This window comes from Rossellomorea pakistanensis (genome assembly GCF_016908495.1).
Taxonomy (GTDB): Bacteria; Bacillota; Bacilli; order Bacillales; family Bacillaceae_B; genus Rossellomorea; species Rossellomorea pakistanensis.
Genome location: NZ_JAFBDZ010000002.1, coordinates 798,429 through 822,408 on the forward strand (window position 1 = coordinate 798,429; position 23,980 = coordinate 822,408).

A 23,980-nucleotide genomic window follows, 5' to 3' on the forward strand; every position below is an offset into this window, starting at 1 on the left:
GTGATTCGGTGTTTAAAAACCTAATCGCCAAGTTAAGGCAGGTGATGTACAAAATGAAGCTGTTGAAAGGCATTAAGAAGCTGTCCGACTATAAAGACATCCAACTATCTGATGAACAATATCAACTGATAGACGTTTGGAAATCGCTTTATAAAGGATTTTATGAAAAATGGCATAAACTTTCCTACCGGACGATAGCAGGAGAAAAAACACGTCAAATGGCTACCCTTGGAATGCCGAAAGTAATCTCTCAAGAAATGGCTACTTTAGTATTTAACGAAAAATGCGAGATTAGTATTTCAGATAAAATGCTAGGAGAAGATATTGAGAGTGTATTTAAAGCCAATAGTTTTTATAAGAACGTCCAGGACTACTTAGAGTATAGCTTTGCTCTTGGTGGCATGGTTGTAAAAGCTTTTGCGGAAGTCAAAAAGATTAAACTTTCTTATGTGACCGCAGATTGTTTTATTCCTATTTCATGGGACAACAAAGGTATTTCAGAGGGTGTATTCATTAATGAATTCCGAAAGGGTGACAAGAAATACACTCACCTTGAATGGCATTTATGGGAAGGTTCTAAATACATTATCAAAAATGAAGTATATGAAAGTACTAACAGTGAAGAGTTAGGAGTTAAAGTGCCTTTGAAAAACTTCTTCCCTAATTTGGAGGAAGAGGTCCAAATCGATGGTCTAGAGAGACCTCTTTTCGTGTACTTCAAGCCGAACACTGCCAATAACATTGACACATCAAGTCCTCTTGGAATTTCAGTCTTTGCTAATGCATTGGACACGATCAAATCACTCGATATTGCTTTTGATAGCTTTCAGAGAGAATTCAAGCTAGGGCGTAAACGTATCTTAGTCCCTTCTTTTGCGATTAAATCGGTTATTGATCCAGAGACCGGTAAAACTCATCGATATTTCGATGACACGGATGAAGCATATGAGGCTTTCAATTTTGAAGATGGCGTGAACGATATTAAAGATATATCGGTAGAATTACGCGTAGAAGAACATATAGCAGCCATTAACGCTTTTTTAAATATCCTAGCGATGCAAATTGGATTTAGTGCTGGTTCTTTTACCTTTGATGGTCAAGGAGTTAAAACTGCAACAGAAGTGGTTTCCGAGAATAGTAAGACATTCCGAACAAAGCAAGGTCACGAAACAGTAATTGAAGCAGGGATTCAAGAGTTAATTGAAGTGATCGTTCAAGTAGCAAAGCTATATAAGATTTTTTCTGCTCCAGATGAATTTGAGGTGACCGTCACCTTTGATGATTCGATTGCAGAAGATAAGGCAGCTGAAATCAACAAACAAATTCAGCTTATTACTAATGGCCTGAACAGTAAAAAAAGGGCTATTATGAAGATTCATGGTATGACAGAAGAAGAAGCTGATAGGCTCCTTGAGGAAATTAATGAGGAACGAAAAACGGCTACTCCTGAAATGGGAGATCTTTTTGGTGGTGCTGAGTAATGGAACCACTCAAACAACAGCAATTAACACTTCCAGTCGTTGAAGTTTTTCTTGCTATTGAAGAACAAATCCTTATTAACATTGCAAAACAACTAAGGAAACACAGGAGCTTGCTTACAGAGGACAAGATATTGTCTTGGCGAGCCGAACAAACCAACATGCTAGAGAGTCTCACACAGCAGAATATTGTCACGGTAGCCAAAAATAGTGGTCTAGCAATCGATGAAGTTACTAAAATTCTTAAACAGGCAGGATTCAGCACTGTTGAACAGTATGAGGGTGACTTACAAGAAGCTGTTCAGGAAGGTTTGCTAATCGCTCCACCAGCTGTTGAAGAAAGTTCTGTTTTACAGGATATTCTTGCTGCATACCAAGCACAGGCAATAACTACTTTCAATCTAGTCAATACCACTCTTATAGAACAAGCCTATCAAGCTAAATTAGACATTATAAATAAAACGGTAGGTAAGGTATTGGCAGGGGTTCAAACTCCGCAGGAAGCACTCAGGGACGTTGCTAGACAATGGGCTAATGATGGTATTCCTGCCCTTATAGATAAAGCCGGCAAGAAGTGGTCCACTGAAGCATATGTGAATATGGTTATGCGATCTACTTCAAATCGAATATCTAATGAAATGCAAGATGCTCGAATGGATGAATACGGTGCCGATCTCATTGAAATATCATCACATATGGGAGCAAGACCTAAATGCGCTCCATATCAAGGGCGTGTTTTTAGTAGAAGTGGGAATGACAATAAATATCCTGCTTTTAGTTCTACGACATACGGACAACCAGATGGATTATTCGGGATTAATTGCAGACATGTTAAATATCCTTATATTCCTGGTATCTCTAAACAACGTTATGAGCCATATAACGAGAAGGAAAACAAAAAGGCATATAAAGAAAGCCAGCAACAGCGATATATGGAGAGACAAATCAGAAAAGCAAAGCGTGAGCTCGCTATGATGATGGAAATGAGAGATCCATACGGAGTAAACGAAGCTGAAGAAAAGGTAAAAGATGTTCAGGCGAATATGCGTGAGTTTATTCGTGCTACTGGAAGAACACGACGTTATAACCGTGAAAAACCATATTAGGAGGATTTGAAAATGAGTGAACAAATTGAAAACAATTTTATGTACCATGCTCCAAAAGAAGGGCAACCAGAAAAATATACAGCTATTCGTGAAAAAGCAAAGGAATTAGCTTATCTAATCGAAGAGACTTGCCCGAACAGCCGTGAGAAGTCAGTTGCATTTACTAATTTAGAGACTGCTGTTATGTGGGCCAATGCTTCCATAGCACGTAATTAGGAGGATTATAGTGGCTAAATACCGTAAAAAGCCTGTTGTTATTGAGGCTGTTCAGTACAATGGTCTTGTATCAGAAATAGTTGATTTCGCTGTTGAAGAACATCCAGACAACGTTTTTAAAATTTTTAATTATTTTGATGGGGAACTGTTCATCAACACTTTAGAAGGTAAAGTGAAAGCAAATAAAGGTGATTATATCATCAAAGGGGTAAATGGTGAGTTTTATCCTTGTAAACCAGATATTTTCGAAAAGACTTATGAAATTGTCGAATAGGTGGTGATAATATGTTTGCTACTAAAAAAGAAATTGAAGAACTTAATAAAAAAGTAGATGAAAAAATAAAAGAACAGGATAAGACCATTAATGAATTAGGGTTTCATCTTATCCAATTGCAAGAAGAAGTAAATGAATTGAAGAAGCCCAAAGAGCCCACCTATTTCGGTTAAGGCTTTTTATTTTGGTCTTTTTAAAGGCTAGACCCTAAAGAGGCGTATTCCTTAGCGTGGAGGGTTACACGTTGAAAAAACTAATAAGGAGCGAAAATAGATGCCATTACAAAAGTTATTAGGTGAAGAATTATATAAACAGGTCATGGAAAAAGCAGGAGATAACAAGATTGCTATTGTTTCAGATGGCAATTGGTTTCCTAAAGACAAGTTTAATCAGGTCAACGATGACAATAAGGAATTAAAAAAGCAGTTAAAAGATCGTGATACTCAACTAGACGATTTAAAAACTAAAGCAGCCGGAAATGAAGACTTGCTTAAGCAGTTAGATGACTTGAAAGCAGAGAATCAAAAAACGGCTAAGGATTATCAAACAAAGCTGGACCAACAATCTTTTGATTTTGCTTTAAAAGATGCTCTAAGTGGAGCGAAGGCAAAGAATCCCAAAGCAGTTGAAGCTCTACTAAACAAAGAAGCTATTAAACTTGATGGAGATAAGTTACTTGGGTTAGAAGAACAATTGAAAAACATCAGAGAAAGTGATGCCTATCTATTTGATGAACCTGAACAACAAAAACCAAGCACTCCACAATTCTCACAAGGAAGTCATCAAAGGCAAGGTGGTTCAGAGCCTGCCACTTTAGCAGATGCACTGGCTCAAAGGTTTTCTACTAATTAATTTTAATACTAAAATGGAGAGTGAAATTATATGCCAATCACATTACAACAAGCAAAGGTCGGTATGGCCGATCATGTAGACCAAATGGTCATTGACGAGTTTCGTCGCAGTTCTTTACTTTTAGATGCTTTAACTTTCGATAATGCCGTTTCACCAGGTACTGGAGGAAGCACTTTAACATACGGTTACACTCGTTTGAAAACTCCTGCTACTGCTGGATTCCGTGCATTAAATAACGAATACACAGCAAACGAAGCTGACCGCGAGAATCAATTCGTTAATCTTAAAATCTTTGGTGGAGCATTCCAAATTGACCGTGTTATCCAAGACACATCAGGTCAAATCAATGAAATGAACTTCCAGTTACAACAGAAGATTCTAGGGGCTCGTAATCTATTCCATCACACTGTCATTAATGGTGACTCAGCAGTGGATACTGATGCATTCGACGGGCTAGATAAGGCTCTTACTGGTTCAAGCACGGAATTAAATACAGGTACTGTAATTGATTTATCCAACGAATCTGGGCTAGAAACAAACAAGTTCTCTTTCCTTGATGAACTAGACAATTTCTTAGCTGAATTAGATGGTCGTCCTACAATGCTAATGGGTAATAGCAAACTGATCACAAAGATTAAATCAATTGCTCGTCGTGCGGGATATAGAACTAGTTCAGAAGATGCATTTGGTCGTAAAGTCTCTGGATATGACAATATTCCATTAGTTGACCTTGAATACTTCTACAATGGTACTGGTACAGTTCCTATTGTTCCGATTGAAGATCGTACTGTTGGTACTGCTCAAACAGGATTAACAGATCTATATGCAGTTTCTCTTGGAATGGACGGATTCCACGGTGTTTCTCCTACTGGAAATAACGTAATTCGTACTTTCCTTCCTGATTTTAAAGCACCAGGCGCAGTCAAAACAGGTGAAGTTGAAATGGTTGCAGCAGTAGCGCTTAAAGCGACTCGTAAAGCTGGTGTACTTCGCAACATCAAAGTTCAATAATGAAGGGAGTTCTATAAATGCCGAAAATTAAAAGCCCTAACCCTAGTTATAATGGGGTTAGTGCTTCTCTTCATTTTGTGAATGGAGAAGCGAAAACAGATGATAAATGGTTGATTGGATGGTTTAAAAATAAAGGTTATAAGGTTGTTGAAGAAGTACCCTCACCACCAGCTGATAAGGATGGACAAAAAGAAGGGGATAATTCTAGCAAGGAAATTACTAAAATGACCCATAAGGAATTAGACGCTTATGCTGCTGAACTTGAAGTTCCTGAGGAACTCTACCCAAAGAGTGGCAAGATTGATGAGAAAGTTTTTGCTATCCAAGATTATCTGAGTGGTGAGTAAAGATGCCTTACATCGACAAAACCTATTATGACGAAACATATGGAGGTGTTCCCATCGCTGATGTGGACGCCTTTTCTCGTTTGTCTAAAAAAGCTAGCGATATTATTGATCAGATAACAAACTATTCCCTTACTGGTGTAGAATTCACACAGTTGGCTCAATTTCTTCAAGACCAAGTGAAGAAGGCGACTTCAGCCCAAGTTGAATACATGGTTTCTATGGGCGGCGATACTGCGACTCATGGAGGGGGATATGCTTCTGTAGGTGTCGGGAACTTTAGTTACTCCGAGGGTGATAGCACTTCGAAACTTAACAGAGAACAACAAAGGACTAGTCCAGCAGTGATTGAATATCTCAAACCTACTGGCCTTTTGTATCGAGGAGTGAACACTCATGATTCGTCCTATTCCTGTTAGTTTGCTGATCCATGAGGTTACCTATGAAGAACCTATTCCTGATGATGGTTGGTCAGAGGAAAGCTATAAGCCAGCTATCACCTTGAAAAATGTTCGTGTTGAATCGTCATCGAATATTAAAAGGACCAATACTGGAGAGCAAATTCTTTATAAGTCCTTGCTGATTGTTGACGTTGTAAATTCTTCTCCCATTCCGGAGTTTAAAGAGAAGTCTAAAGTGACTTTTAATGGTGATGTCATGTATGTGAACAAGGTAAACCCTATTCACGCCTTTACTCTTCACCATTACGAAATCGAGTTGACGTAAAATGATTAAGTTTAATGTCAAAGTAAATCTTGATGAGGCTAAACTAAAAACAAAACGAGAACAATCTAAACAAGCAGCACAAATGCAACTGGATCAGGATGTTTTGAAGGATTCTAACTTCTTTATTCCAAAAGAAACTGGAGAACTAGAGCGTAGTTCATTTAGACATAGTAGAATCGGTCTTGGTCTTTTAGTGTGGAAATTACCACAAGCAAGGCGTTTGTATTACAATCCACAATACAATTTTTCTAAGGACGCTAACCCCCATGCACAAGGGTTATGGTTTGAAGCTGCAAAAGCGCTGAAAAGACCTGAGTGGATGAAGGAAATTGGTAGAAAATACGCTAAATATTTTGATGGGAAGTAGGTGATTGGGTGGATTTCATGATAAGAGCAAAGGAATATTTAGAAACAAATTTAACATTAAATGCGACAATCGCAACGCCTTCATTATTAACAGAACCAAAATCTATCGCTATTCGCCCAACACCTTCTACACCGAATGATCCGTATTTAGACAGAGATAAAACAATCAACTTTGCTTTTCAAGTTTTAGTTAAAGACCCAAATAGCATGACAGCGTATCGAAAATGTCATGACATATATAATGCTTTAGATGAACTGCCCAAGGGCTCCATATCGAGCCAAGACGGCAGTTTTTTATTGCTCAGATGTCATTGCACTACAATGCCGAATTGGGTGGAAGAAAATGAACATGGAGAGCACACATATACCGCATTATTTAATGCTGAACTAACAAAAGGAGGTTCATAGAATGCCAGGAGAATTTTATTTACAGTCAGCTCATAAATTCGAAATTCAAACAGGGACTGATACAACTACACAGGAACCGATTTATAGCCGGCTTGCTGGGGGATTAAACAGCGTGGAACCTAGTAATAACGAGGAACTATCACAGGATAAATACCTAGATGGTGATGGATATGGGGAAACCGATGTAATTGGAGCTCAACAAACTTTGAGTTTCTCGGGTCATCGTAAATATGGTGATGAAGCTCAAGATTTCATCTATAGCAAGAGACTTGAATTAGGAAACGCACGACGTACCAATTTCCGTTGGACAGAACCAGATGGAGGTATTTTGGAAGGTCCAGCCACTATCGTAGAAATAGGTGGTCCAAGTGGTGAAGCTGGTTCAAAGGGAGAGATTAGCTTTGGTATTCATTTCAATGGAAAACCAACTTACACACCGCCAGTAGCATAAAGAGGGGGGATTTCCCCTCTATTTTCTTTTAGGAGGATCATAGGATGAGGAAATTTGAATTTCAGAAAGCATATGAAGAGATTGAAATCGCAGGCAATGTCTATCGTGTCGATTTTAGCGACGCCAAAATTAAAGAATACCAGCAGGAGTTTTTTGCTTTCCAAGATGACATTAAAAAACTAGAGAGTGTTGATGAAACCAAGCTATCAGAAGAGGACCAATGGAAACATTTCGAAGAATTGAAAACATTGGTGAAAAAGATAATCAACACCGTTCTTGGGGAGGATTCATTCGAACCTCTTTATAAAGCAGCTGGTAAGTCGGTCATGAACATGCTCGACTTAGTTTGGCATTTAGCAGAAATCGTAAATGACCGTAAAACACGAAACCTCGAGGATAAAAAATCTAAATACGTCAAAGGGAAGAAGAAGTGATGTTCACTCTCACATCATCTTTTGATGATGACTGCTTTGAATATGAGGACAATATTATCCATGTCGATATGGCTTTCGATAACATTCTAAGGTTGTTTGAAATGTTTGATGATGAGTCCTTGCTTGAATTCGAAAAGATTTTTATAGCGTTAGAAATGCTTTTATATGAGTACGATCTAGTAAAAAAGAAATCATATGAAGAACAATTAGAGTTATTCAAATTTGTTATGAAAGAGTTCTTAGAGATTGACCTGGATTCAGACAAAAAAGAAGAAGGCGCACCACCGAAAAAGTTCATGGATTACAAACAAGACGCGGATCTTATCTTTGCGTCTTTTTTTGCGGTTTATAAACTTGATCTATTTGAACTTCAAGGGAAACTTCACTGGAAGAAGTTCGAAGCGTTAATGACACATTTAGATGATAATTCCCCATTTAAACAAGTTATCGGCTATCGAACTATGACTGTTCCAAGCGAGAAAGAAGCTTCAAAAGAGTACATTGCTCACGTTAGAAAAATGAAAAGAGTTCACGCTTTGAAATTAGATGAAGAACAACAAAATAATGACGATGCATTAAGTTCCGCCTTCTCGGCTTATAAGAAGGGAGGGAAATAGATGGCAGATGGTAAGGTTACAATAGAATCTGAAATTGATGATAAGGGAATTTCGCAAGGGATTAAAAACATAAAGGACAAGCTACGAAGCTTGGATTCTGGACTAATTAAAACCGCAGCACTTGGAGCAGCCATTAACATTGCCCCTGCTGCCCTTCCAGCGGTCGCTGCATTAACAGGTGGGGTATTGGCTTTATCTTCAGCATTCGCTGCAGCAGGGATTGGAGTCATTGGTTTTGGAGCAGTAGCAATTCCAACATTAACTGATATTTTCGAAGCAAACCAGGCTATTGCAGATGCAGAGGAAAAGCTTGCGAAAGCTGACACTGCAAAAGAGCGTGCGGCTGCTATGGAGGAATTAAGGCTAGCGACGATGGGGTTATCGGATGCGCAGAAAGAGGCGTTAGGATCACTTCAAGAATTCCAGACCTTTTGGGATGGGTTCGCCAAGTCATTTGAAACACCTGTTGTCCAAGCATTCGGTAAATCGTTAGATGCACTTAAGGGAGTATTAGAACTATCTAAACCAGCTATTAAAGGTGCTGCTGATGGGATTAATACTTTGTTAGATTCGCTGAATCGATCGTTAGGAACGAGTGAAGTCAAAGCATTCTTTGAATATGTCGGTAAAGATGCCGGTCCAGCAATCGTTACCTTTGGACAAATTGCCGGAAATGTTCTATTGGGATTTATGAACCTCATGAGGGCATTCAGTCCACTTTCTAATGATATGCAAGGCGGATTATTAGAACTAACACAAGGGTTCGCAGATTGGACAGCTGGATTAAGTCAGTCGAAGGCTTTTCAGGAGTTTGTAGACTATGTTAGAGAGAATGGACCAAAACTGTTATCCCTAATCGGAAATATCACTATGCTCATTATCGAGATAGGAAAAGCCCTTGCTCCTTTAGGTTCTGCTGTATTGGATGTATTAAATGTGGTAATTCCATTTATAACGTCCTTAATTGAAGGGAATCCGGTTATTGCTTCAATAGGTATCGCAATATCCCAACTATCTGGAGCATTTATGTTTCTTGCCCCAATCATTTTAAATATTGCAGGGATCGTTAATAAATTCATTGGATGGATCGCCTCGTTATTTACAAAAGTAGATGGAACGGCTAAGGGAATTACAATGTTAAGGACAGCTCTAACCGCCATTACAGGACCTATTGGTATTGTGATAGCAGCTGTAACAGGATTAGTCGCTATATTCATAAGCATGTGGAAAACAAATGAAGAATTCAGAACAAAAGTAACAACCATATGGAATTCAATAAGCACAGTAATCAGTACCGTCATTACTACAGTCGGTGCTTTTATTATGGAGATTTGGACACAAATTAAAGCATTTTGGGATGAAAACCAAGCTTCTATTTTAGCTGCTGCTCAAAATGTATGGAATGTTATTCAGACAGTCATCAATACTGCCTTAACCGTTATCATGATAATATTTCAAGTAGTATGGCCGTTAATTAAAATGATTGTGGTTAGTACATGGGAAGCAATAAAGAATGTGGTCCAAGGTGCAATCAACGTCATTTTGGGGATCATTAAATTCTTCTCTGCATTATTTACTGGAGATTGGCAAGGGTTATGGGATTCTATAAAACAAATTTTATCTGGAGCCCTTGAATTGATTTGGGGACTAGTGCAAATCGGATTCTTAGGCAAGATTTTTAAAGTAATTAAAGGTTTTGCTGGTAAGGCTGTTGATGCGATTAAGAATATGGGTAGTAAAATCAAAGGTTGGTTCGAAGACTTGTATCTGAAAGCTTTGTACAAGTGGGATGATATAAAATCAGCCATTATGACACCAATATTAAATGCTAAAAATAAGGTTATTGGTTATATCGAGGACCTCTATTTAAAGGCATTGTATAAGTGGGATGATTTAAGAAGTGCTGCCACTTCAAAATTCAACTCTATTAAAAAAGCAATCATGGACCCTATTAGAAAGGCTGTTGATTTTATTAAGAGACAAGTTGATAAAATCAGAGGTTTCTTTAATGGCTTGAAAATCAGACTACCAAAAATTAAACTGCCTCATTTCTCTTTAAGAGGCAAGCTAGACCTAGTACCACCTGGATTAAGCGTGCCGAAATTATCAGTTAATTGGTACAAGAATGGTGGTGTATTCCCGGCAAACAGTCCTAGATTAGTAGGTATTGGTGATGCTAGTGTTCCAGAAGCAGCTTTACCTTTAAAACCCTCTGTTCTAGGAATGATAGGTCAGAAAATTGCCGATACCATGACACCGCCAACACAAATAAGTAATAACGGCGTTCCTGTTTCACTAGCCATTAACTTAAATGGAAAAGTTATTGCAAGGGAAACATGGGAGGATATCACGAAGTTCCAGAATGACGGTAGCTTTGCAGATAGTCGTTTTATTAGGGGGTGATCCATTGAGTTTTACAATGAAAGTAAATGGCGTAGAACTCCCTATTAGGGTTTCTGATGTAGGAGGGCGCGGAATAATAGAGCAAGAAGCTACCACCCAAACTGTTCCGAACGTTGACGGTGATCATTATGTTAAAAGGCGGTTGCCGTTGCGTAAAATGCCTGTATATTTCTCTATTCTTGCTTCCGGTTTAGAGGATATGCGCCAAAAAGTAGATGAATTAAATGTATTGCTTGATTTAGAAGAACAGGCTGAAATTGTCTATTCTGATGAACCAGATAAAACCTATTATGGTTTCCTTAATGGTGAGCCTGATTGGGAAGAAATAATAGTTAAAGGAAAAGGAACACTTCCTTTCATGAGACAACCGTATAAAAAAGGTTCTAGTGTAACGGTTGATACTTCTGTTCAACTATCAACCGTTGAAAATTATGAAGGGAAAATATCTGGAAGTACCGCAGAAAATAAAAGTATTTTCTATCTTAGCGGAGTTGCTGGAGCATTAAAATATCAATTTACCTTTGAACCTTCTCAACCTTGGTATGATGAAATAGAGTTTCTGGATGGCACTTTTGCCGATTATATACGATCCGCTTCAGGAGAAGAAGCCGGTGCAATGTTTGCTTTTGATATGGTCGGAAGTGTCGAAAAGAAACTAGGGTTCAGTATAGGCGAAACAATGACCGATAAAATAAATTGGTTAGAAAGAAATGTTTCAGAATTCGCATTTGATTTTTGGGGTCGAGGAAGTAACCAAGACGGTTATAAAGTATGGGTGCATATCTGGGATTCCGTTTCTAACAGTTGGACATGGGGAACTTCAAGTACTAGTTCATCTCTATCTAATGTTCATCACAATTTTGCACCTCTTAATGCATTAGATCGAAATATTGATTCTAATGGTTATATATTCTATAGAGCAAGAACAAACGCGACAGACGGCGTTACACCTGCTCAATTAGATATAGATACCGCTAAATTTACTATTAGTCTAGGATTAAATACTTTCACTGTAGATAATAACGGGGCGAAAAATCCTTCTTTTATTGTCACTTCTACATTTTCAGGTGCAGCAAGTGATTTTTTTGTGAGGAATAAAGAAACCGGCGATTCTGTAAGAGTTATTTATAACTTTGTAAGTGGTGACGTTCTAGAAGTTGATTTCGGTAAACGAAAAGTAATCATTAACGGAAAAGTGAACATGACAACGCTTGATTTACTTTCTAGTTGGTTCAAGTTGAAAAGAGGATCAAACGAACTATTTATTAGTCGTCAAAATGTATCAAACGCTGAAATCACATACAACACGAAGCATGTATAGGAGTCCTTTTTAGGGCTTCTTTTTATTGGGGGTGAATAAATGGCTGATTTATGGGTGTTTGATCCAGATGACAACCTTTTAACCATTCTATCGACTGATACGGATAACAATGAAGGCGCTTGTCCTTTTTGGGATGCACCTTTTAAAGAAATGTTGAACAAAGGTTCTGAATTCAAGTTTACCACCCTTGGAAGTCATGAAGATTCAAAGTATATTGTCGCTGAAAATCAAGTTTCTTTTAAAGACTTAGACGGCAATTTTAGATTATTCATGATTCGTGAAGTATTAGAGGATGAAGCGGAGGAAGGGGCAACAATCACCGCTATTTGTGAACCTTCTATAAATGAATTGTGGGATGAACCTATAGAAGATAAGCGCCCTTTTAACGTAACGAATCAAGAAGCCCTCACAAGAGCATTAGAGGACACCCGATGGCAAGCCGGACAGGTTGATTCACTTGGAACGAATAGCACAAACTTTTATTACATTTATTCCGCTGAAGCCGTTGCAAATATTTGCAACGTATGGGGCGGTGAATATCGAGATCGGATCGAGGTAGATAGTTTAGGAATTACCGGAAGGTATGTTGACCATTTAGTTAGACGGGGCGCTGATACGGGAAAACGATGGGAAATGGATAAAAATATACTTTCCTTTCAACGGGAAACAAAATCATATCCTAAAACCGCTTTATATGGTCGCGGTAAATCTTTAGAAACCGATAACGGAGGGTTTTCTAGGAAGTTAACCTTTGCAGATGTTGAATGGAGTGTTGCAAATGGTGATCCTGTAGACAAACCACTAGGTCAAGAATGGGTAGGAGATCCAGAAGCCCTTCAAACGTTCGGCAGAGAAGGTGGAACTAGACACCGCTTTGGTTTTTTTGATAATGGGAATTATGATGATCCAGCTGAACTATTAAAAGCGACTTGGGAAGCGCTACAAGAGCAACAAAAACAATTAGTTAATTTTAAAATGGATGTATTCACATTAGAAAATATCACAGGTTACGAACACGAAAAAGCGCGTTTAGGTGATACTACTTTCGCTATCAATCGGAACTTTTCTAACCCTATCATAGTTGAAGTGCGGATTATTTCATATGAATATGACGTTTCTAACCCTGATAATACCGCGGTTGTAGAACTGGGTAACTATATAGAGTTATTCACTCAAAGACAAAAGTTAGAAAAAATCGAAGCTGAATTGAATAACAAGGGCGGTATTTGGGATAAAGTTGAAGATCCGGTGACTGATGGGGATTTTCCAGACGTTGTACCAGCTACACCGACCAATTTCACCGCTAACGGATTATTCAAAACTATTCAGTTGAAATGGGATTATAACCCGTCTTATGAAGTCGCAGAATATGAAATCTATGGGTCACAAATTCAAGGGTTTACCCCTGATTCTTCTAATCTTTTATTTAGAGGTAAGGCTGGGGGTTTTGTTCACACCGCAGAAGTCAATCAACAGTGGTATTTTCGCGTTAGGGCAGTTAATACACATGGAACTGTTTCAGGATTCACAAGCGAAGTAACGGCTAATACAGTTCGGATTAATGCCGATACTGACATACAACCGTTAACAATTACAAATTCTTTAATAGCTGAAAACGCAGCTATTGATTTCGCTAAAATCGCTAATGTTTCAATTACCAACGCGATGATTGTTAATTTAGACGCGGATAAAATCAACGCCGGAGACATGACGGGGGTTAACATTTACCAAGATGACGGCGCGGGAGGTCGCGTTGAAATCGTGAATGGTGCGATAGCGACTTATCAGAATGACACAACTGTTATATCTGTAGATTCATCCGCACTTAGATTCCACGATGCAGAAGACGGACTTGTCTCAGGTTATATCCGAGATTCTAAGCAAGTAGGAACAACCAACAAAGGTTTAAGTATGATGGGCGCTAAAGATTATTTATCGCTTGGATTTCACGCGTCAGGATCGCTATCGGAAACCTGGATTTTTATGGATTACCTTAAAAGGCAAACTTCCATTTATGGATCGCATATTCCTGACGAGGATGAAGGGCGGTTGTGGTTAAAGGCGACTGCCGAAGGGGGAACGGCTAACGGCGATGTCCCTACCGTATTGTTAAACAATTTCCTTAATACTTCAAATAACGTAAGATATTCGAACGTTGTTATCCATACAGGGCGAAATAATTATAATCCTGCTGCCGCTGGTTTTGCTGGTGGTTTTGAAGTGTGGCAATACTCAGGGGATGGTCAAGGCGGGGCAAAAAATATGATGACCATTGATTCCGCAGAAGATGGTCGTAGAGTCACATCCGTCAACACTGATGTAGCCTATTTACCTCCTACTTCAATCCAAAGGGATAGCGGATACTATGCGTGGGCAATGACAGGCATGATTGATCAAGACGTAGAAGCGGTTCATGGAGTACAGCATAGTGTCCTTACTATGTATATAGACCAAATGGACATAACGATGCCATCTGGTGAAACCCTAGTATACAGAGACTATAATTTCAGTGGTGCGGAAAACATCTTCATGGTGGTTGCCCAACCGTACGGTAGCAGTTCGTATTACATGATCGCTAGGGCGTATAACCAATCGCACACAGGGTTTAGGGTCTACATGTTCAGAAGTACGGGTAACGCTGCTTCCAGCTCAACGACAGTTGTTGTGAGATTAATGATTATATATGAAGCATAAGGAGGAATCTTTTTGTTAGAAGTTAAAAGAATAGAAAATAGGCGATTCATGGAGGGATTAACTCTTCAAGAATCGCCTTCTTTATTTACAATTGGCGCTGGTTCAATTGATGGTCAGGATATGCAAGAAGTTTCTTTTGAACTCATATCCGATACTGAAGTAGAAGTTTCTCATGACCTTTATATTGTGGAATCTGGAGTAGGTTATGAGTACCGTTTACAAGTAACCTATTTAGACGGTGTCAACATGGCTATATACGAGGGAGAGGAAAAGATTTTTCATAGGTTCTTATCTGTTAAAACTTCTCCAGATGGTTCATATAGCGGCGATATCGTATATATTGACGAACTGACTAAGGAGGAAACGGGATATGCTGATAACCCCTTCCATTAAACCGAAAAACCCACCTTCAGAAACGGAAAGTCCTGAAGAAAAGATCCAAGAATTAGAAAATCGCGTTGCAGAACTAGAAGCAGCAATCCAAAACAATACAAGCGCAGGGGGGGAATTAATTTGAATAATCAACAAACAAATTTATATGAAATCATTGGTCAAATGACGGTACAACAAAGAGCATTAGTAGAACAGTTTCAGGCGTTAAAAAAAGAGAATGAGGACTTGAAAAGCCAACTAGAAGAATCCCTTAAAGAGAATGAAGAATCTAAAGAAGCTTGATTGATTAGCTTCTTTTTTATTTTGATTAGAAAGGATGAGGACATGCAAGTAGAATTTGGGGTTTTAATAGCAATTGGTGGATTCTTAATTGGACTTTTCACATTTGCTCAAAAAAGAGACAAAAATGTGAAAGATGATGCTTCAAAGTCAGCTGTCATCGAAACAAAGTTGGACAATATTAGTCAATCTGTTGATTCAATCAGAATTGATTTAAGAGCCAATGAACAACGTTGGAGTTCTTTATCGGAAACCGTTGTGCGGATTGATGAAAGTACAAAACAAGCTCATAAGCGTATAGATAAAATCGATAATAAAGGAGATGTTTAAATGATTAACTGGGGAGTACGATTCAAAAATAAACTTTGGGTGATTGCAGTCATCTCACAGCTTTTTATTTTAGCAGAAGTATTATTAGTTGGAGCTCATGCAATTGGTCTTACTGACTTTCAATTTACCGAAGAAATTAAGGGCTGGGTGCTTGCTGCAGTCAATGCAATTTTTGGGGTATTAGCTTCACTCGGTGTCGTTCAGGACCCAACCACTGAAAGTCTAAGCGATAGTGATCAAGCAAGATTATATAAAAAACCAAGATCAGATATTTACAAATAAAGCTGCCTTTATAGGTGGCTTTTTATTTTGAAAAGGGAGAGGATAACATGTTTATAAAACCATGTGAAGGTAGAGTAACTTCTAATTTTGGGTATGACATATTAAATGGAGTAGCAAGGAATCATCATGGCGTAGATTTTGCACAGGGTGGAACAGTGAAAATTCTAGCAGCTGCTGCGGGTAGAGTAAGTAAATCCTACAGATCAACTTCTTACGGTGAAGTCGTTTTTATTGTTCATGAAATTGGCGGACAAATATACGAAACAGTATACGCTCATATGCGTTCTGGTAGCCGTAAAGTAGGAGCAGGAGAGCGTGTGAAGCAAGGTGAAATGTTAGGGTATATGGGTAACACAGGATTTTCTACAGGGCAACATCTTCATTTTGAACTCCACAAGGGAAGATGGAATTATGCCAAATCCTGTGCGGTAGATCCGTTAGATTACATCGGTAAATCACCTTCTGATTACCATACAGTTAAATCAGGTGATACTCTTTGGGAAATTGCTAAGGATAATGGGATGTCAGTTAATGAGTTAAAATCATTGAATGGATTAACTTCCAACGTAATTCATCCAGGAGATAAATTAAAGTTAAAAGGCAATACCCCTTCATATGTTGGAAAACGAGCTGAATGTAAGGTGGCTAAGTTGCGATTTTATGATGAGCCATCTTGGGATGATAATGATGTTGCTGGCCATTTAACTAAGGGATACGGATTCCCTAAGATAATTCAAAAGCTTAAAGTCGAGGACGCCTATCAATTTGAGGTTGAAAATAGCGAAGGAGATAATTTCTTCATAACGGCTAATGATAATTATATTCGTGTAGAATAAAATTAAAAATCCTCTCCTTTGAGAGGGATTTTTATGATAAAAGTGTAAAACACCCCTCTCAATTGAGAGGGGTGTTCTTTACGCAAGAACCAACTTTTTTCTTCTATCTACCTCAAATTTAAAACGATCTTTAATCATCTCGTTTATCTGTTTGGATGTGTTAATGAATTTAATTGAACTTTTAATTGTATTAAATTCAAAATCATCAAGTAACTCGATAAAGGCGGTATTAACAAAAGAAGATGTGACTCCATCAATTTTCTCGAAAGAAACTGTAATAGGGTTCCCTTTATTTAATTCCCTTTTTAAAATAGTTTGAATAGTTTTGCCTTCTTTGTTGGAGTAGCATCGTCCTATGTGGTCACTTATTCTAATTAATCCCATTCGAACTCCTCCTCATAGTCTTCGATATTTTCAATGCCATCGGTTTTTAATACAACTTCAATAAGAGTACCAGGATAAAAACTCTTTTTAATCAAAGGAAACTTTTGAATCATATTATTTCCCTTAATACAAGTTAATATACCATAATTCGAATGAATAAAAACTACTCCTCCATTATCATTTACCACATTTTCTATCAATGTATGCAATCCTGCTCCTAAGTTTCTAGGCGAAGTTTTACTGGTGAAACCTTCAACAGTAGCTCTTTCGATTGCTTCATGGTCCTGAAGCGAGGGGCTAACTCTTCGAATATTGTTTGGTATTCCTACTCCAAAATCAGAAATGGAGATTTTTATTTCATTAGACCTAGGATAATGTTGTGCAAAAATACATCCTATGTTTTCTTGTGCGTGATCATTAATATTATTGAATATCTCTCCAAAGCACATTCTAATATTAACTAGTGATTTAGGGGTGATACCCAATTGTGCTGATAACCAATGAGTAAAATCATTTTCTAACCATTGATAGCTGTCTTTATAAGCAATAAGTCTTAGAGGAATTGTTGTTGGTCTTGTTTCTGGATACTTAGTAATTGTTTCACCAAGATATCTTTCAAAAAACTTTGAGTCATCTAAAAATTGAATAGGATCATTCTTTCCTCCGGATATCTCATCCACATGGGGGTAGATAATATTTGCATCTACATCCCTTTTTACCAACCATTCAAATAAATTACTAAGGATAGTGATTCCTGTAGGTTCTATAAAAGATAAATTGCAAAAGTTAAAATCGATAGCATGAGATTTTGGATTTAAATCAGGATCAATTACTTTATCTAATAATCTATACATTGTATCTCTTGTAAATCTTGAAGGTAATACAACTTCCACTTTTTGACCTCTCCCTTTAATAATACGCTTGTAAATATCAATTATCCTTTTTTTCTTTTGATTATATCAGTAAAAAATGTTAATGAAAGGAAATACATTAAAATTTCTAATAGATTTTTTAGGCAAATTATTATAAAGGGTTTATTTTTCATATCTCAGATAATGCCTCAATATATCTTCACATTTGTTTCGTATCCGTGGATTAAAGTAATTATGGAATTCTTCATACCCTTTATAATAAAAGCTGTATTTGGTAAATTCAGAATCTCTTTCACTTCAGCAATGCTGATACTTTCTTTTCTTAGATGTTCCTTAGCCATTTTTAAATCCCTTTGCACTGACTTCATAGCTTCTTCAATGAGTTCAAGATAAGGCCTTCTTAACTTATATTGACCCTTCTGGAAAATCTCCATATCTCTTTCAAGTATCTTCAGCACCATTGGTAAATACATAGCAGTTTCTATCATTTCTCTGTCATGTTCAGGAATCCTTGTCAAAATCCATCACCTCATGATCAACGTAATCTCCCCAAAGATCTTCTACAGTTGTATTTAGGGCTCTTGCTAATCTAATGGCAGTAGGAAGCTCTGGTATAGACTTTCCTCTTACAATTAAACTTATTGCCCCAGAGGATATGTTCACTTTTTCTGCAATAAAATTCTGCTTAATACCGTTTTCTATCAAATATTGTTTGATTTTATTTTCCATATCATCACCCATTCTTAGTATTCGATAAAAAATTTGCTTGTCCTTTAAATTTTTTCGTATAGGACAAACATTATCCCACGTATGCTTTATCAATACTAATTCAATGCCAGATAACTTACCAAACTCAATACCACCTTAGAAGCTAGTTCGAGTATATGCCAGATTGTATGGATTAAAGCCTCATTACTTATTTCGAAAATACTCGATTCCAGGGATAACTTACTACGTAAGTTCCAATGAGGTGGCGTTGGAAGGAGGAATTTTTAAATGATTTTTGAAATAGTCATAACTACCTTAATGGGAAGTTTAGCTTTGAAAGCTCATCTCTCGAAAAATGGATTAGGAAATGATTCAAAAAAACTGAATAAGATTTTCTCTCTTAGTGGGTTAAATGTTAAGGATGGTGATCAAACTCTTACCACTCAATTAAAGAAGAAAAAGAACTATGACCCTTTAGTACAAAAAAATTCATATTTATTGCCAAATTATCAAATAATACCTAAGAGGTGATATTATGGATAAGAATAACTTAAAGCTCACATCTTCTGAAATAGGAACACTGTGGGGAGAGTATGTAAACGGAACAATGACAGATGTTGTAAATAGATATATGTACTCTATTATTGAAGATGAATCAATAAAAACTATTTTTGAGGATGCTATCAAGACGTTCGAAAAACAAAAGAAACAGCTCGTAACTTTTATTGAGAACGATGGATTTCCAGTTCCAATTGGATTTACTGAATCTGACCTCAACAAAGGTGGAGAGAGACTGTTCACTGACATTTTTTGCTTAAATTATTTACATATCATGACTTTGCATGGTTTGCTCGGACATACCACTGCCTTAAGTGTTTCTGTTAGAAAAGATTTAAGGGATTTTTACGATTCTTGCGATAACGATGCGAAAAAAATGTACCATCAAACCATAGAGTTGTTGCTCGAGAAAGGGAATTTCCAAAGAGATCCTTTATTTTACCCTGCTAAGAACCCTGAATTTATTTCTAGCCAAGATTTCACAGATGGATATTTCGGAAAAGGGAGACGTTTAACTGCAACAGAAATCATCAGTATTTCTTTCAACCTTAAAAAGAGTATTATGGCTAAAACACTTTCTATCGCATTCAGTCAAGTCGCTCAAACAAAGGAAGTAAGGAAATTTTTAGAGGATTCCGAAAAAATGTCTGATGGACAAATACAAGCCCTTTCAAAAATAATGCACAAGGATAATTTGCCAGTTCCTAGGTCGTGGGAAACAGAAGTGACAACTTCAACGGACTCTCCTTTTTCCGATAAATTAATGTTGTATCATATTGGTTTTTTGTTCCAAGCTGCACAGGTATATCATGGGACAGGTCTAGCATCAGCCATGCGAACAGATCTTGTAACCACTTACGAAAGCACTATTCTTCAAACTCTCATGGTTACCAAAAAATGGTTCGATATTATGGTGCAAAATAAATGGTTAGAACAACCACCACTTGCTCCTAATAGAAAAGAAATTGCAAAAGAAAAATAATAAAAAATATTTCTTAGGTTGTATAAGTGAATAAAAATACATTTGAAAAACTATTGTGGAGCATCGCACTTCCTGGATTTGGACAATATTTAAACGGAAAGTATTTTAAAGGAACAGTTTTATTGATGCTTGAAATTCTGATTAATGTACAATCCAATTTTAATCAGGTCATACTTCTAAGTTTTCATGGGGAAATTAGTGATGCTATAAAACATGCGGATTATCAGTGGTTGATGTTTTATCCTTGTTTGTACTTTTTTTCTATGTGGGATGCGGTGAAAGATGCAGACGGAGAGAAAGACCCTTATTCTTTTCTTCCGTATGTGTTCGCCGCGTTTTTTGTAACTATGGGGTTAATTTTCTCCTCAAACTTAACGGTATTTGGAGTGCTTTTGGGTCCTGTTTGGCTTCCAGTGTTGTTTGTTTTTCCTGGAATAATAATCGGATTAATTATTAGAAAAATCTTAAATAATATATCATAAAAACCATCATCTATTTACTTTTATTAGAGGATGGTTTTTATGTACTTAACTGCTCTATTGGTTTATAAGTTTCATTCCACTATATGGCCTTTTCTGGAACATCTCCATTGACATTAAACATCTAATTCTTGATTTTTGGTTTTGTTTTCCAAAGTGACCCCTCATCCTTCGAATCGTTTCCGTACCCCTAAAAACACCAAATTTTCAATTCCGACCCCAAACCGACCCCAAGACCCAAAAATAAATCTGAATAGCAATATAAAATTAATGAAATTAAAAACGCAAACCCATTGATATGAAAGGGGTTTGCGTTATTTTTATAATACGTCCCAGGCGAGATTCGAACTCACGACCTACAGCTTAGGAGGCTGTTGCTCTATCCAGCTGAGCTACTGGGACATTGAAATTTTATTATAATTATAATGAAGATTTAGGTCAATGATTTTGTACTAATAGAATTTATGGCGCACAATGTAATGAAGACTTTCACATTCGAAATCGGATTCGAGATGACTTTCACCTAAATTGTCGCGGTTCCTCATGAAGAGAACTTGACAGAAGAAGGCGTTGAAAAAGCTCTTACGGAGTATGGTTGGAGCTTAATATTTTATGGACTATAGGGAATTGTAGAAAGCTAATGTTAAAACACGAGTGCAAATGTGCTCGTGTTTTTTTATATCCAACTAACAAAAACTAAACATTCCCCACTGCGATCCGATATAATAAATAGAATAACGTCTGAACGGAAGAAAGCGAGGGATATCATAATGAAAATCAATAATATTGGTCCTTCTAGTGTCAACCCTTACAAAAAACACTTGAACAATAACGTTAACGAATCTCTTACTAGCAATCAAAAGAAATCGGATAAAATCGAGATTTCAACAAAGGCAAAAGAGATGCAGGAAGCCTCAAAGCTAAGCAAAGAGCGTCAAGCAAAGGTAGAAGACCTGAAGATCCAGGTTCAAAATGGAACCTATACGCCTAGTTCTAAAGCCATCGCAAAAGGCTTGAAGAATTTTTATCATAACCAATAATCGTAAAATAGGAGGGAGAGTATGGCTCGACCACTTATCTTAACTCTGGAAAAATTAATCAAACTGCATAGTAGTCTACTCGATCTCTCACAGCGAAAAACAGAGATTATTAAAAAAGGTGACGTGAACGGTTTAGATCAATTTTTAAAAGATGAACAAAAACACATCGCTGCTATTAATACAATGGAAATGGAACGTCAGAAGCAAGCGACATTCTTTTTAAAAGAACGAGGGAAAGCAGGAACAAATCCGACTATTTCTCAATGCATAGAGGTAGCTAATGACGATGATAAAAACGAACTGACTCGATTACAAAAACAACTACTAATGATAATAGATGAATTGAAAACAGCTAATGAACTCAATCAAAAGCTCATTTATCAATCACTTCAATACGTCAATATGAGTTTATCAATGATACATCCCCAAAATGATCAAGGAAATTATGGACGCCCCGATCAAGAAAGGAAACCTACTTCTCAGCGATCGATTATTGATTCAAGAGCATAGGAAACAAAGAAATGGAGGTAACACCATGCGATCGACTTTCCATGGGTTAGAAACAGCTAAGCGTGGTATGTTCACTCAGCAAGGTGCGTTATATACAACAGGACATAACATTGCGAATGCGAATACACCTGGATATTCAAGGCAGCGCGTAAATTTTCAAACAACCGAACCTTATCCTGGAGTAGGTATGAATCGACCACAGATCCCGGGTCAAATTGGTTCTGGAGTTGAGGCAGGCTCTGTTCAACGGATCCGTGAGAAATTTTTAGATATTCAGTTTCGTGGGGAACTTAACAAATTAGGCTATTGGGAAACAAAGATGAGTGCTATGGAGAAGATGGAAGAAGTGATGAACGAACCATCAGACTCTGGTCTTTCGAAATCGATGGATATGTTCTGGCAGTCATTACAGGATCTTGCCGTCAATCCAACGAATCCAGGTGCCCGTTCTGTTGTCCGTGAGCGAGGCATTGCCGTAACGAAAACGTTTAGTTATTTATCGAATTCTCTTAAGGGCATTCAAGAGGATTTGAAAAATGAAATATCCGTTACCGAAAAACAAGTGAATTCTCTTCTAAATCAGATACATAAGCTTAATAATCAAATAGCTGACGTAGAACCACATGGTTATTTACCAAACGACCTTTATGATGAACGAGATCGATTAATTGATGAACTTTCAGGAATCGTAGACATCCAAGTTAGCTATGAGAGCAATGGTGGGGCTTCGCTAGATATTGCAGAAGGAAGAGCATCGATTTTCCTTTCTTATGGTGAAGGATCAAGAGCTTCTCAGCTTGTAGGAAAGCATGGCGTCAACGAGATGAAGGTCCAATACCATGAAGAAGAAGGCCTTGTCAGTGGAATCAAAGTGGGCAAACAGGATGTCGCTTACACGGACTTTGGGGCACAAGGAAAATTAAGAGCCCTCGTCGATTCATTTGGTTATGTTAAAGAAAATCTTCAAGACGGAACCTACACAGTAGAAGGCTCTTACCCTAATATGCTAAAAGAATTGGATCATCTCGCCTATGAGTTCGTTAAAGCGTTCAATGAACAGCATAAACAAGGGGTTACCTTAACCGAGATGAATGCAGAAGGGTTTGATCCTGAAAATTTACCAGACCCATATACACCGAATACTCCCAACTTCTTTATCGATAAGAGCACAACAGACGGCAGCCTGGGTGATAAAAAAGGGTTTGCAAGTCGCATCGATATTTCAGATGAAATTAAAGAAAGCACGGACAATATCGCGAGTGCATCCGCATCCAATCCGACAGCGGGGGATGCCGGCAATATCCTTTCACTGGCTGACGTGATTGACAAAAAGGAATTGCCGTTAGGGGATGATTATGATGCTACCTTTAAAGGTCATTATGAATCCGTTATTGGACAAATGGCCGTCGAATCACAAGAAGCGGTTCGCCTTGCAAAAAATAGTGCTGTTTTAACAAATGCCGTTGAGACAAGAAGAATGTCTGTGAGTGGTGTCTCCCTTGATGAAGAGATGACCAACATGATTAAATTTCAGCATGCTTATAATGCATCAGCAAGAATGATTACCCTCCAAGATGAATTACTCGATAAAATCATTAACGGTATGGGTACCGTTGGTAGATAGGT

At 37.6% G+C, this 23,980-nt stretch carries 33 protein-coding genes, 1 tRNA gene and 1 pseudogene; 30 read left to right on the top strand and 5 right to left on the bottom strand.

The window, feature by feature from the left end; all coding sequences use genetic code 11:
* Positions 1-8: 8 nt before the first annotated feature.
* The 24 genes from JOC86_RS11550 (at position 9) to JOC86_RS24690 (ending at position 16,821) form a co-directional block, all read left to right on the top strand.
* The gene (locus JOC86_RS11550) at positions 9-1,481 is read left to right on the top strand and encodes a phage portal protein (protein WP_205172594.1); all 1,473 of its coding nucleotides are present in this window, start codon (positions 9-11) and stop codon (positions 1,479-1,481) included.
* Positions 1,481-2,584, top strand: a complete 1,104-nt coding sequence (locus JOC86_RS11555; RefSeq protein WP_205172597.1) for a phage minor capsid protein — start codon at positions 1,481-1,483, stop codon at positions 2,582-2,584. Before JOC86_RS11550 ends, JOC86_RS11555 begins: the two co-directional genes overlap by 1 nt.
* Positions 2,585-2,596: 12 nt before the next feature.
* Positions 2,597-2,800 (top strand): Acb2/Tad1 domain-containing protein, encoded by a 204-nt coding sequence (locus tag JOC86_RS11560; RefSeq protein ID WP_205172600.1) that lies wholly within the window; start codon positions 2,597-2,599, stop codon positions 2,798-2,800.
* 4 nt (positions 2,801-2,804) lie between these two features.
* The gene (locus JOC86_RS11565) at positions 2,805-3,074 is read left to right on the top strand and encodes a hypothetical protein (protein WP_419096067.1); all 270 of its coding nucleotides are present in this window, start codon (positions 2,805-2,807) and stop codon (positions 3,072-3,074) included.
* Between the two features lie 11 nt (positions 3,075-3,085).
* On the top strand, positions 3,086-3,247 hold the full coding sequence (locus JOC86_RS11570) for a hypothetical protein (protein WP_205172605.1): 162 nt from the start codon (positions 3,086-3,088) through the stop codon (positions 3,245-3,247).
* A 100-nt stretch (positions 3,248-3,347) separates the two neighbouring features.
* Positions 3,348-3,926 carry a phage scaffolding protein gene (locus tag JOC86_RS11575; RefSeq protein WP_205172608.1) on the top strand — a complete coding sequence of 193 codons (579 nt, stop codon included), beginning with the start codon at positions 3,348-3,350 and terminating at the stop codon, positions 3,924-3,926.
* 30 nt (positions 3,927-3,956) lie between these two features.
* Positions 3,957-4,937 (top strand): major capsid protein, encoded by a 981-nt coding sequence (locus JOC86_RS11580; protein ID WP_205172610.1) that lies wholly within the window; start codon positions 3,957-3,959, stop codon positions 4,935-4,937.
* A gap of 17 nt (positions 4,938-4,954) precedes the next feature.
* Entirely contained in the window at positions 4,955-5,284 is a 330-nt protein-coding gene (locus JOC86_RS11585) for a hypothetical protein (protein WP_205172612.1), read from the top strand.
* Between the two features lie 2 nt (positions 5,285-5,286).
* Complete coding sequence (locus tag JOC86_RS11590; RefSeq protein ID WP_205172614.1) at positions 5,287-5,700, top strand: head-tail connector protein; 414 nt, start codon at positions 5,287-5,289, stop codon at positions 5,698-5,700.
* Positions 5,678-6,007, top strand: a complete 330-nt coding sequence (locus JOC86_RS11595; protein WP_205172616.1) for a putative minor capsid protein — start codon at positions 5,678-5,680, stop codon at positions 6,005-6,007. The genes JOC86_RS11590 and JOC86_RS11595 overlap by 23 nt, the downstream gene beginning before the upstream one ends.
* Before the next feature lies 1 nt (position 6,008).
* Positions 6,009-6,374, top strand: a complete 366-nt coding sequence (locus tag JOC86_RS11600; protein WP_205172618.1) for a minor capsid protein — start codon at positions 6,009-6,011, stop codon at positions 6,372-6,374.
* A gap of 17 nt (positions 6,375-6,391) precedes the next feature.
* A complete protein-coding gene (locus JOC86_RS11605; protein ID WP_205172620.1) occupies positions 6,392-6,781 on the top strand; it encodes a minor capsid protein in 390 nt (129 codons plus the stop codon).
* A gap of 1 nt (position 6,782) precedes the next feature.
* Entirely contained in the window at positions 6,783-7,232 is a 450-nt protein-coding gene (locus JOC86_RS11610; RefSeq protein WP_205172623.1) for a phage tail tube protein, read from the top strand.
* Positions 7,233-7,276: 44 nt separating this feature from the next.
* Positions 7,277-7,666: a hypothetical protein gene (locus JOC86_RS11615; protein ID WP_205172626.1), complete on the top strand. Its 390-nt coding sequence runs from the start codon at positions 7,277-7,279 to the stop codon at positions 7,664-7,666.
* Complete coding sequence (locus JOC86_RS11620) at positions 7,666-8,283, top strand: Gp15 family bacteriophage protein (protein WP_205172629.1); 618 nt, start codon at positions 7,666-7,668, stop codon at positions 8,281-8,283. The genes JOC86_RS11615 and JOC86_RS11620 overlap by 1 nt, the downstream gene beginning before the upstream one ends.
* Entirely contained in the window at positions 8,284-10,686 is a 2,403-nt protein-coding gene (locus JOC86_RS11625; RefSeq protein WP_205172632.1) for a phage tail protein, read from the top strand.
* A gap of 4 nt (positions 10,687-10,690) precedes the next feature.
* Positions 10,691-12,007, top strand: a complete 1,317-nt coding sequence (locus JOC86_RS11630; protein WP_205172634.1) for a distal tail protein Dit — start codon at positions 10,691-10,693, stop codon at positions 12,005-12,007.
* Positions 12,008-12,046: 39 nt separating this feature from the next.
* Positions 12,047-14,701 (top strand): phage tail protein, encoded by a 2,655-nt coding sequence (locus JOC86_RS11635; protein ID WP_205172637.1) that lies wholly within the window; start codon positions 12,047-12,049, stop codon positions 14,699-14,701.
* A 12-nt stretch (positions 14,702-14,713) separates the two neighbouring features.
* Positions 14,714-15,094: a hypothetical protein gene (locus JOC86_RS11640; RefSeq protein ID WP_205172640.1), complete on the top strand. Its 381-nt coding sequence runs from the start codon at positions 14,714-14,716 to the stop codon at positions 15,092-15,094.
* Positions 15,072-15,218 carry a hypothetical protein gene (locus tag JOC86_RS11645; protein WP_205172643.1) on the top strand — a complete coding sequence of 49 codons (147 nt, stop codon included), beginning with the start codon at positions 15,072-15,074 and terminating at the stop codon, positions 15,216-15,218. The genes JOC86_RS11640 and JOC86_RS11645 overlap by 23 nt, the downstream gene beginning before the upstream one ends.
* Positions 15,215-15,376: a hypothetical protein gene (locus JOC86_RS11650; RefSeq protein WP_205172645.1), complete on the top strand. Its 162-nt coding sequence runs from the start codon at positions 15,215-15,217 to the stop codon at positions 15,374-15,376. The genes JOC86_RS11645 and JOC86_RS11650 overlap by 4 nt, the downstream gene beginning before the upstream one ends.
* Before the next feature lie 42 nt (positions 15,377-15,418).
* Entirely contained in the window at positions 15,419-15,703 is a 285-nt protein-coding gene (locus JOC86_RS11655) for a hypothetical protein (RefSeq protein WP_205172648.1), read from the top strand.
* Positions 15,704-15,985 (top strand): phage holin, encoded by a 282-nt coding sequence (locus JOC86_RS11660; protein WP_205172652.1) that lies wholly within the window; start codon positions 15,704-15,706, stop codon positions 15,983-15,985.
* A gap of 47 nt (positions 15,986-16,032) precedes the next feature.
* Positions 16,033-16,821 (top strand): peptidoglycan DD-metalloendopeptidase family protein, encoded by a 789-nt coding sequence (locus JOC86_RS24690; protein WP_239587529.1) that lies wholly within the window; start codon positions 16,033-16,035, stop codon positions 16,819-16,821.
* A gap of 78 nt (positions 16,822-16,899) precedes the next feature.
* On the opposite strand, the gene JOC86_RS11670 is transcribed toward JOC86_RS24690, so the two are convergent.
* The 4 genes and pseudogenes from JOC86_RS11670 to JOC86_RS11685 all read right to left on the bottom strand — a co-directional run bounded on the left by JOC86_RS11670 (position 16,900) and on the right by JOC86_RS11685 (position 18,818).
* Positions 16,900-17,205 carry an STAS-like domain-containing protein gene (locus JOC86_RS11670; RefSeq protein ID WP_205172655.1) on the bottom strand — a complete coding sequence of 102 codons (306 nt, stop codon included), beginning with the start codon at positions 17,203-17,205 and terminating at the stop codon, positions 16,900-16,902.
* Positions 17,196-18,098: an ATP-binding protein gene (locus JOC86_RS11675; protein WP_205172658.1), complete on the bottom strand. Its 903-nt coding sequence runs from the start codon at positions 18,096-18,098 to the stop codon at positions 17,196-17,198. Before JOC86_RS11675 ends, JOC86_RS11670 begins: the two co-directional genes overlap by 10 nt.
* A gap of 141 nt (positions 18,099-18,239) precedes the next feature.
* Positions 18,240-18,565 (bottom strand): annotated as a pseudogene (locus tag JOC86_RS11680) (YhjD family protein).
* A gap of 13 nt (positions 18,566-18,578) precedes the next feature.
* Complete coding sequence (locus JOC86_RS11685) at positions 18,579-18,818, bottom strand: helix-turn-helix transcriptional regulator (RefSeq protein ID WP_239587530.1); 240 nt, start codon at positions 18,816-18,818, stop codon at positions 18,579-18,581.
* 255 nt (positions 18,819-19,073) lie between these two features.
* Between JOC86_RS11685 and JOC86_RS11690 the strand changes: the two genes are divergently transcribed.
* From JOC86_RS11690 to JOC86_RS11700, 3 genes are read left to right on the top strand one after another with little or no spacing between them, the layout of a single operon-like run.
* Positions 19,074-19,316 (top strand): hypothetical protein, encoded by a 243-nt coding sequence (locus JOC86_RS11690; protein WP_205172661.1) that lies wholly within the window; start codon positions 19,074-19,076, stop codon positions 19,314-19,316.
* Between the two features lie 4 nt (positions 19,317-19,320).
* Entirely contained in the window at positions 19,321-20,325 is a 1,005-nt protein-coding gene (locus tag JOC86_RS11695) for a DUF3231 family protein (RefSeq protein WP_205172664.1), read from the top strand.
* 26 nt (positions 20,326-20,351) lie between these two features.
* Positions 20,352-20,807 (top strand): hypothetical protein, encoded by a 456-nt coding sequence (locus JOC86_RS11700; protein ID WP_205172667.1) that lies wholly within the window; start codon positions 20,352-20,354, stop codon positions 20,805-20,807.
* Positions 20,808-21,132: 325 nt separating this feature from the next.
* Here JOC86_RS11700 and JOC86_RS11705 read toward each other — a convergent pair.
* Positions 21,133-21,206: transfer RNA gene (locus JOC86_RS11705), tRNA-Arg, on the bottom strand.
* A gap of 368 nt (positions 21,207-21,574) precedes the next feature.
* Here JOC86_RS11705 and flgM point away from each other — a divergent pair.
* Genes flgM through flgK form a run of 3 tightly spaced genes read left to right on the top strand, consistent with a single transcriptional unit; the run spans position 21,575 to position 23,978 of the window.
* Entirely contained in the window at positions 21,575-21,844 is a 270-nt protein-coding gene (gene flgM / locus JOC86_RS11710; protein WP_205172680.1) for a flagellar biosynthesis anti-sigma factor FlgM, read from the top strand.
* Between the two features lie 21 nt (positions 21,845-21,865).
* Positions 21,866-22,354 (top strand): flagellar protein FlgN, encoded by a 489-nt coding sequence (locus JOC86_RS11715; RefSeq protein ID WP_205172682.1) that lies wholly within the window; start codon positions 21,866-21,868, stop codon positions 22,352-22,354.
* Between the two features lie 25 nt (positions 22,355-22,379).
* Positions 22,380-23,978 (top strand): flagellar hook-associated protein FlgK, encoded by a 1,599-nt coding sequence (gene flgK, locus JOC86_RS11720; protein ID WP_205172684.1) that lies wholly within the window; start codon positions 22,380-22,382, stop codon positions 23,976-23,978.
* Positions 23,979-23,980 lie beyond the last annotated feature (2 nt).

Bases quoted from the DNA above. Each gene is read 5' to 3' on its own strand.
- JOC86_RS11555 (WP_205172597.1), top strand. From the start codon at position 1,481: ATGGAACCACTCAAACAACAGCAATTAACACTTCCAGTCGTTGAAGTT.
- JOC86_RS11560 (WP_205172600.1), top strand. From the start codon at position 2,597: ATGAGTGAACAAATTGAAAACAATTTTATGTACCATGCTCCAAAAGAA.
- JOC86_RS11570 (WP_205172605.1), top strand. From the start codon at position 3,086: ATGTTTGCTACTAAAAAAGAAATTGAAGAACTTAATAAAAAAGTAGAT.
- JOC86_RS11575 (WP_205172608.1), top strand. From the start codon at position 3,348: ATGCCATTACAAAAGTTATTAGGTGAAGAATTATATAAACAGGTCATG.
- JOC86_RS11580 (WP_205172610.1), top strand. From the start codon at position 3,957: ATGCCAATCACATTACAACAAGCAAAGGTCGGTATGGCCGATCATGTA.
- JOC86_RS11585 (WP_205172612.1), top strand. From the start codon at position 4,955: ATGCCGAAAATTAAAAGCCCTAACCCTAGTTATAATGGGGTTAGTGCT.
- JOC86_RS11590 (WP_205172614.1), top strand. From the start codon at position 5,287: ATGCCTTACATCGACAAAACCTATTATGACGAAACATATGGAGGTGTT.
- JOC86_RS11595 (WP_205172616.1), top strand. From the start codon at position 5,678: ATGATTCGTCCTATTCCTGTTAGTTTGCTGATCCATGAGGTTACCTAT.
- JOC86_RS11600 (WP_205172618.1), top strand. From the start codon at position 6,009: ATGATTAAGTTTAATGTCAAAGTAAATCTTGATGAGGCTAAACTAAAA.
- JOC86_RS11605 (WP_205172620.1), top strand. From the start codon at position 6,392: ATGATAAGAGCAAAGGAATATTTAGAAACAAATTTAACATTAAATGCG.
- JOC86_RS11610 (WP_205172623.1), top strand. From the start codon at position 6,783: ATGCCAGGAGAATTTTATTTACAGTCAGCTCATAAATTCGAAATTCAA.
- JOC86_RS11615 (WP_205172626.1), top strand. From the start codon at position 7,277: ATGAGGAAATTTGAATTTCAGAAAGCATATGAAGAGATTGAAATCGCA.
- JOC86_RS11620 (WP_205172629.1), top strand. From the start codon at position 7,666: ATGTTCACTCTCACATCATCTTTTGATGATGACTGCTTTGAATATGAG.
- JOC86_RS11625 (WP_205172632.1), top strand. From the start codon at position 8,284: ATGGCAGATGGTAAGGTTACAATAGAATCTGAAATTGATGATAAGGGA.
- JOC86_RS11635 (WP_205172637.1), top strand. From the start codon at position 12,047: ATGGCTGATTTATGGGTGTTTGATCCAGATGACAACCTTTTAACCATT.
- JOC86_RS11645 (WP_205172643.1), top strand. From the start codon at position 15,072: ATGCTGATAACCCCTTCCATTAAACCGAAAAACCCACCTTCAGAAACG.
- JOC86_RS11655 (WP_205172648.1), top strand. From the start codon at position 15,419: ATGCAAGTAGAATTTGGGGTTTTAATAGCAATTGGTGGATTCTTAATT.
- JOC86_RS11660 (WP_205172652.1), top strand. From the start codon at position 15,704: ATGATTAACTGGGGAGTACGATTCAAAAATAAACTTTGGGTGATTGCA.
- JOC86_RS24690 (WP_239587529.1), top strand. From the start codon at position 16,033: ATGTTTATAAAACCATGTGAAGGTAGAGTAACTTCTAATTTTGGGTAT.
- JOC86_RS11670 (WP_205172655.1), bottom strand. From the start codon at position 17,205: ATGGGATTAATTAGAATAAGTGACCACATAGGACGATGCTACTCCAAC.
- JOC86_RS11685 (WP_239587530.1), bottom strand. From the start codon at position 18,818: ATGGGTGATGATATGGAAAATAAAATCAAACAATATTTGATAGAAAAC.
- JOC86_RS11690 (WP_205172661.1), top strand. From the start codon at position 19,074: ATGATTTTTGAAATAGTCATAACTACCTTAATGGGAAGTTTAGCTTTG.
- JOC86_RS11695 (WP_205172664.1), top strand. From the start codon at position 19,321: ATGGATAAGAATAACTTAAAGCTCACATCTTCTGAAATAGGAACACTG.
- flgM (WP_205172680.1), top strand. From the start codon at position 21,575: ATGAAAATCAATAATATTGGTCCTTCTAGTGTCAACCCTTACAAAAAA.
- JOC86_RS11715 (WP_205172682.1), top strand. From the start codon at position 21,866: ATGGCTCGACCACTTATCTTAACTCTGGAAAAATTAATCAAACTGCAT.
- flgK (WP_205172684.1), top strand. From the start codon at position 22,380: ATGCGATCGACTTTCCATGGGTTAGAAACAGCTAAGCGTGGTATGTTC.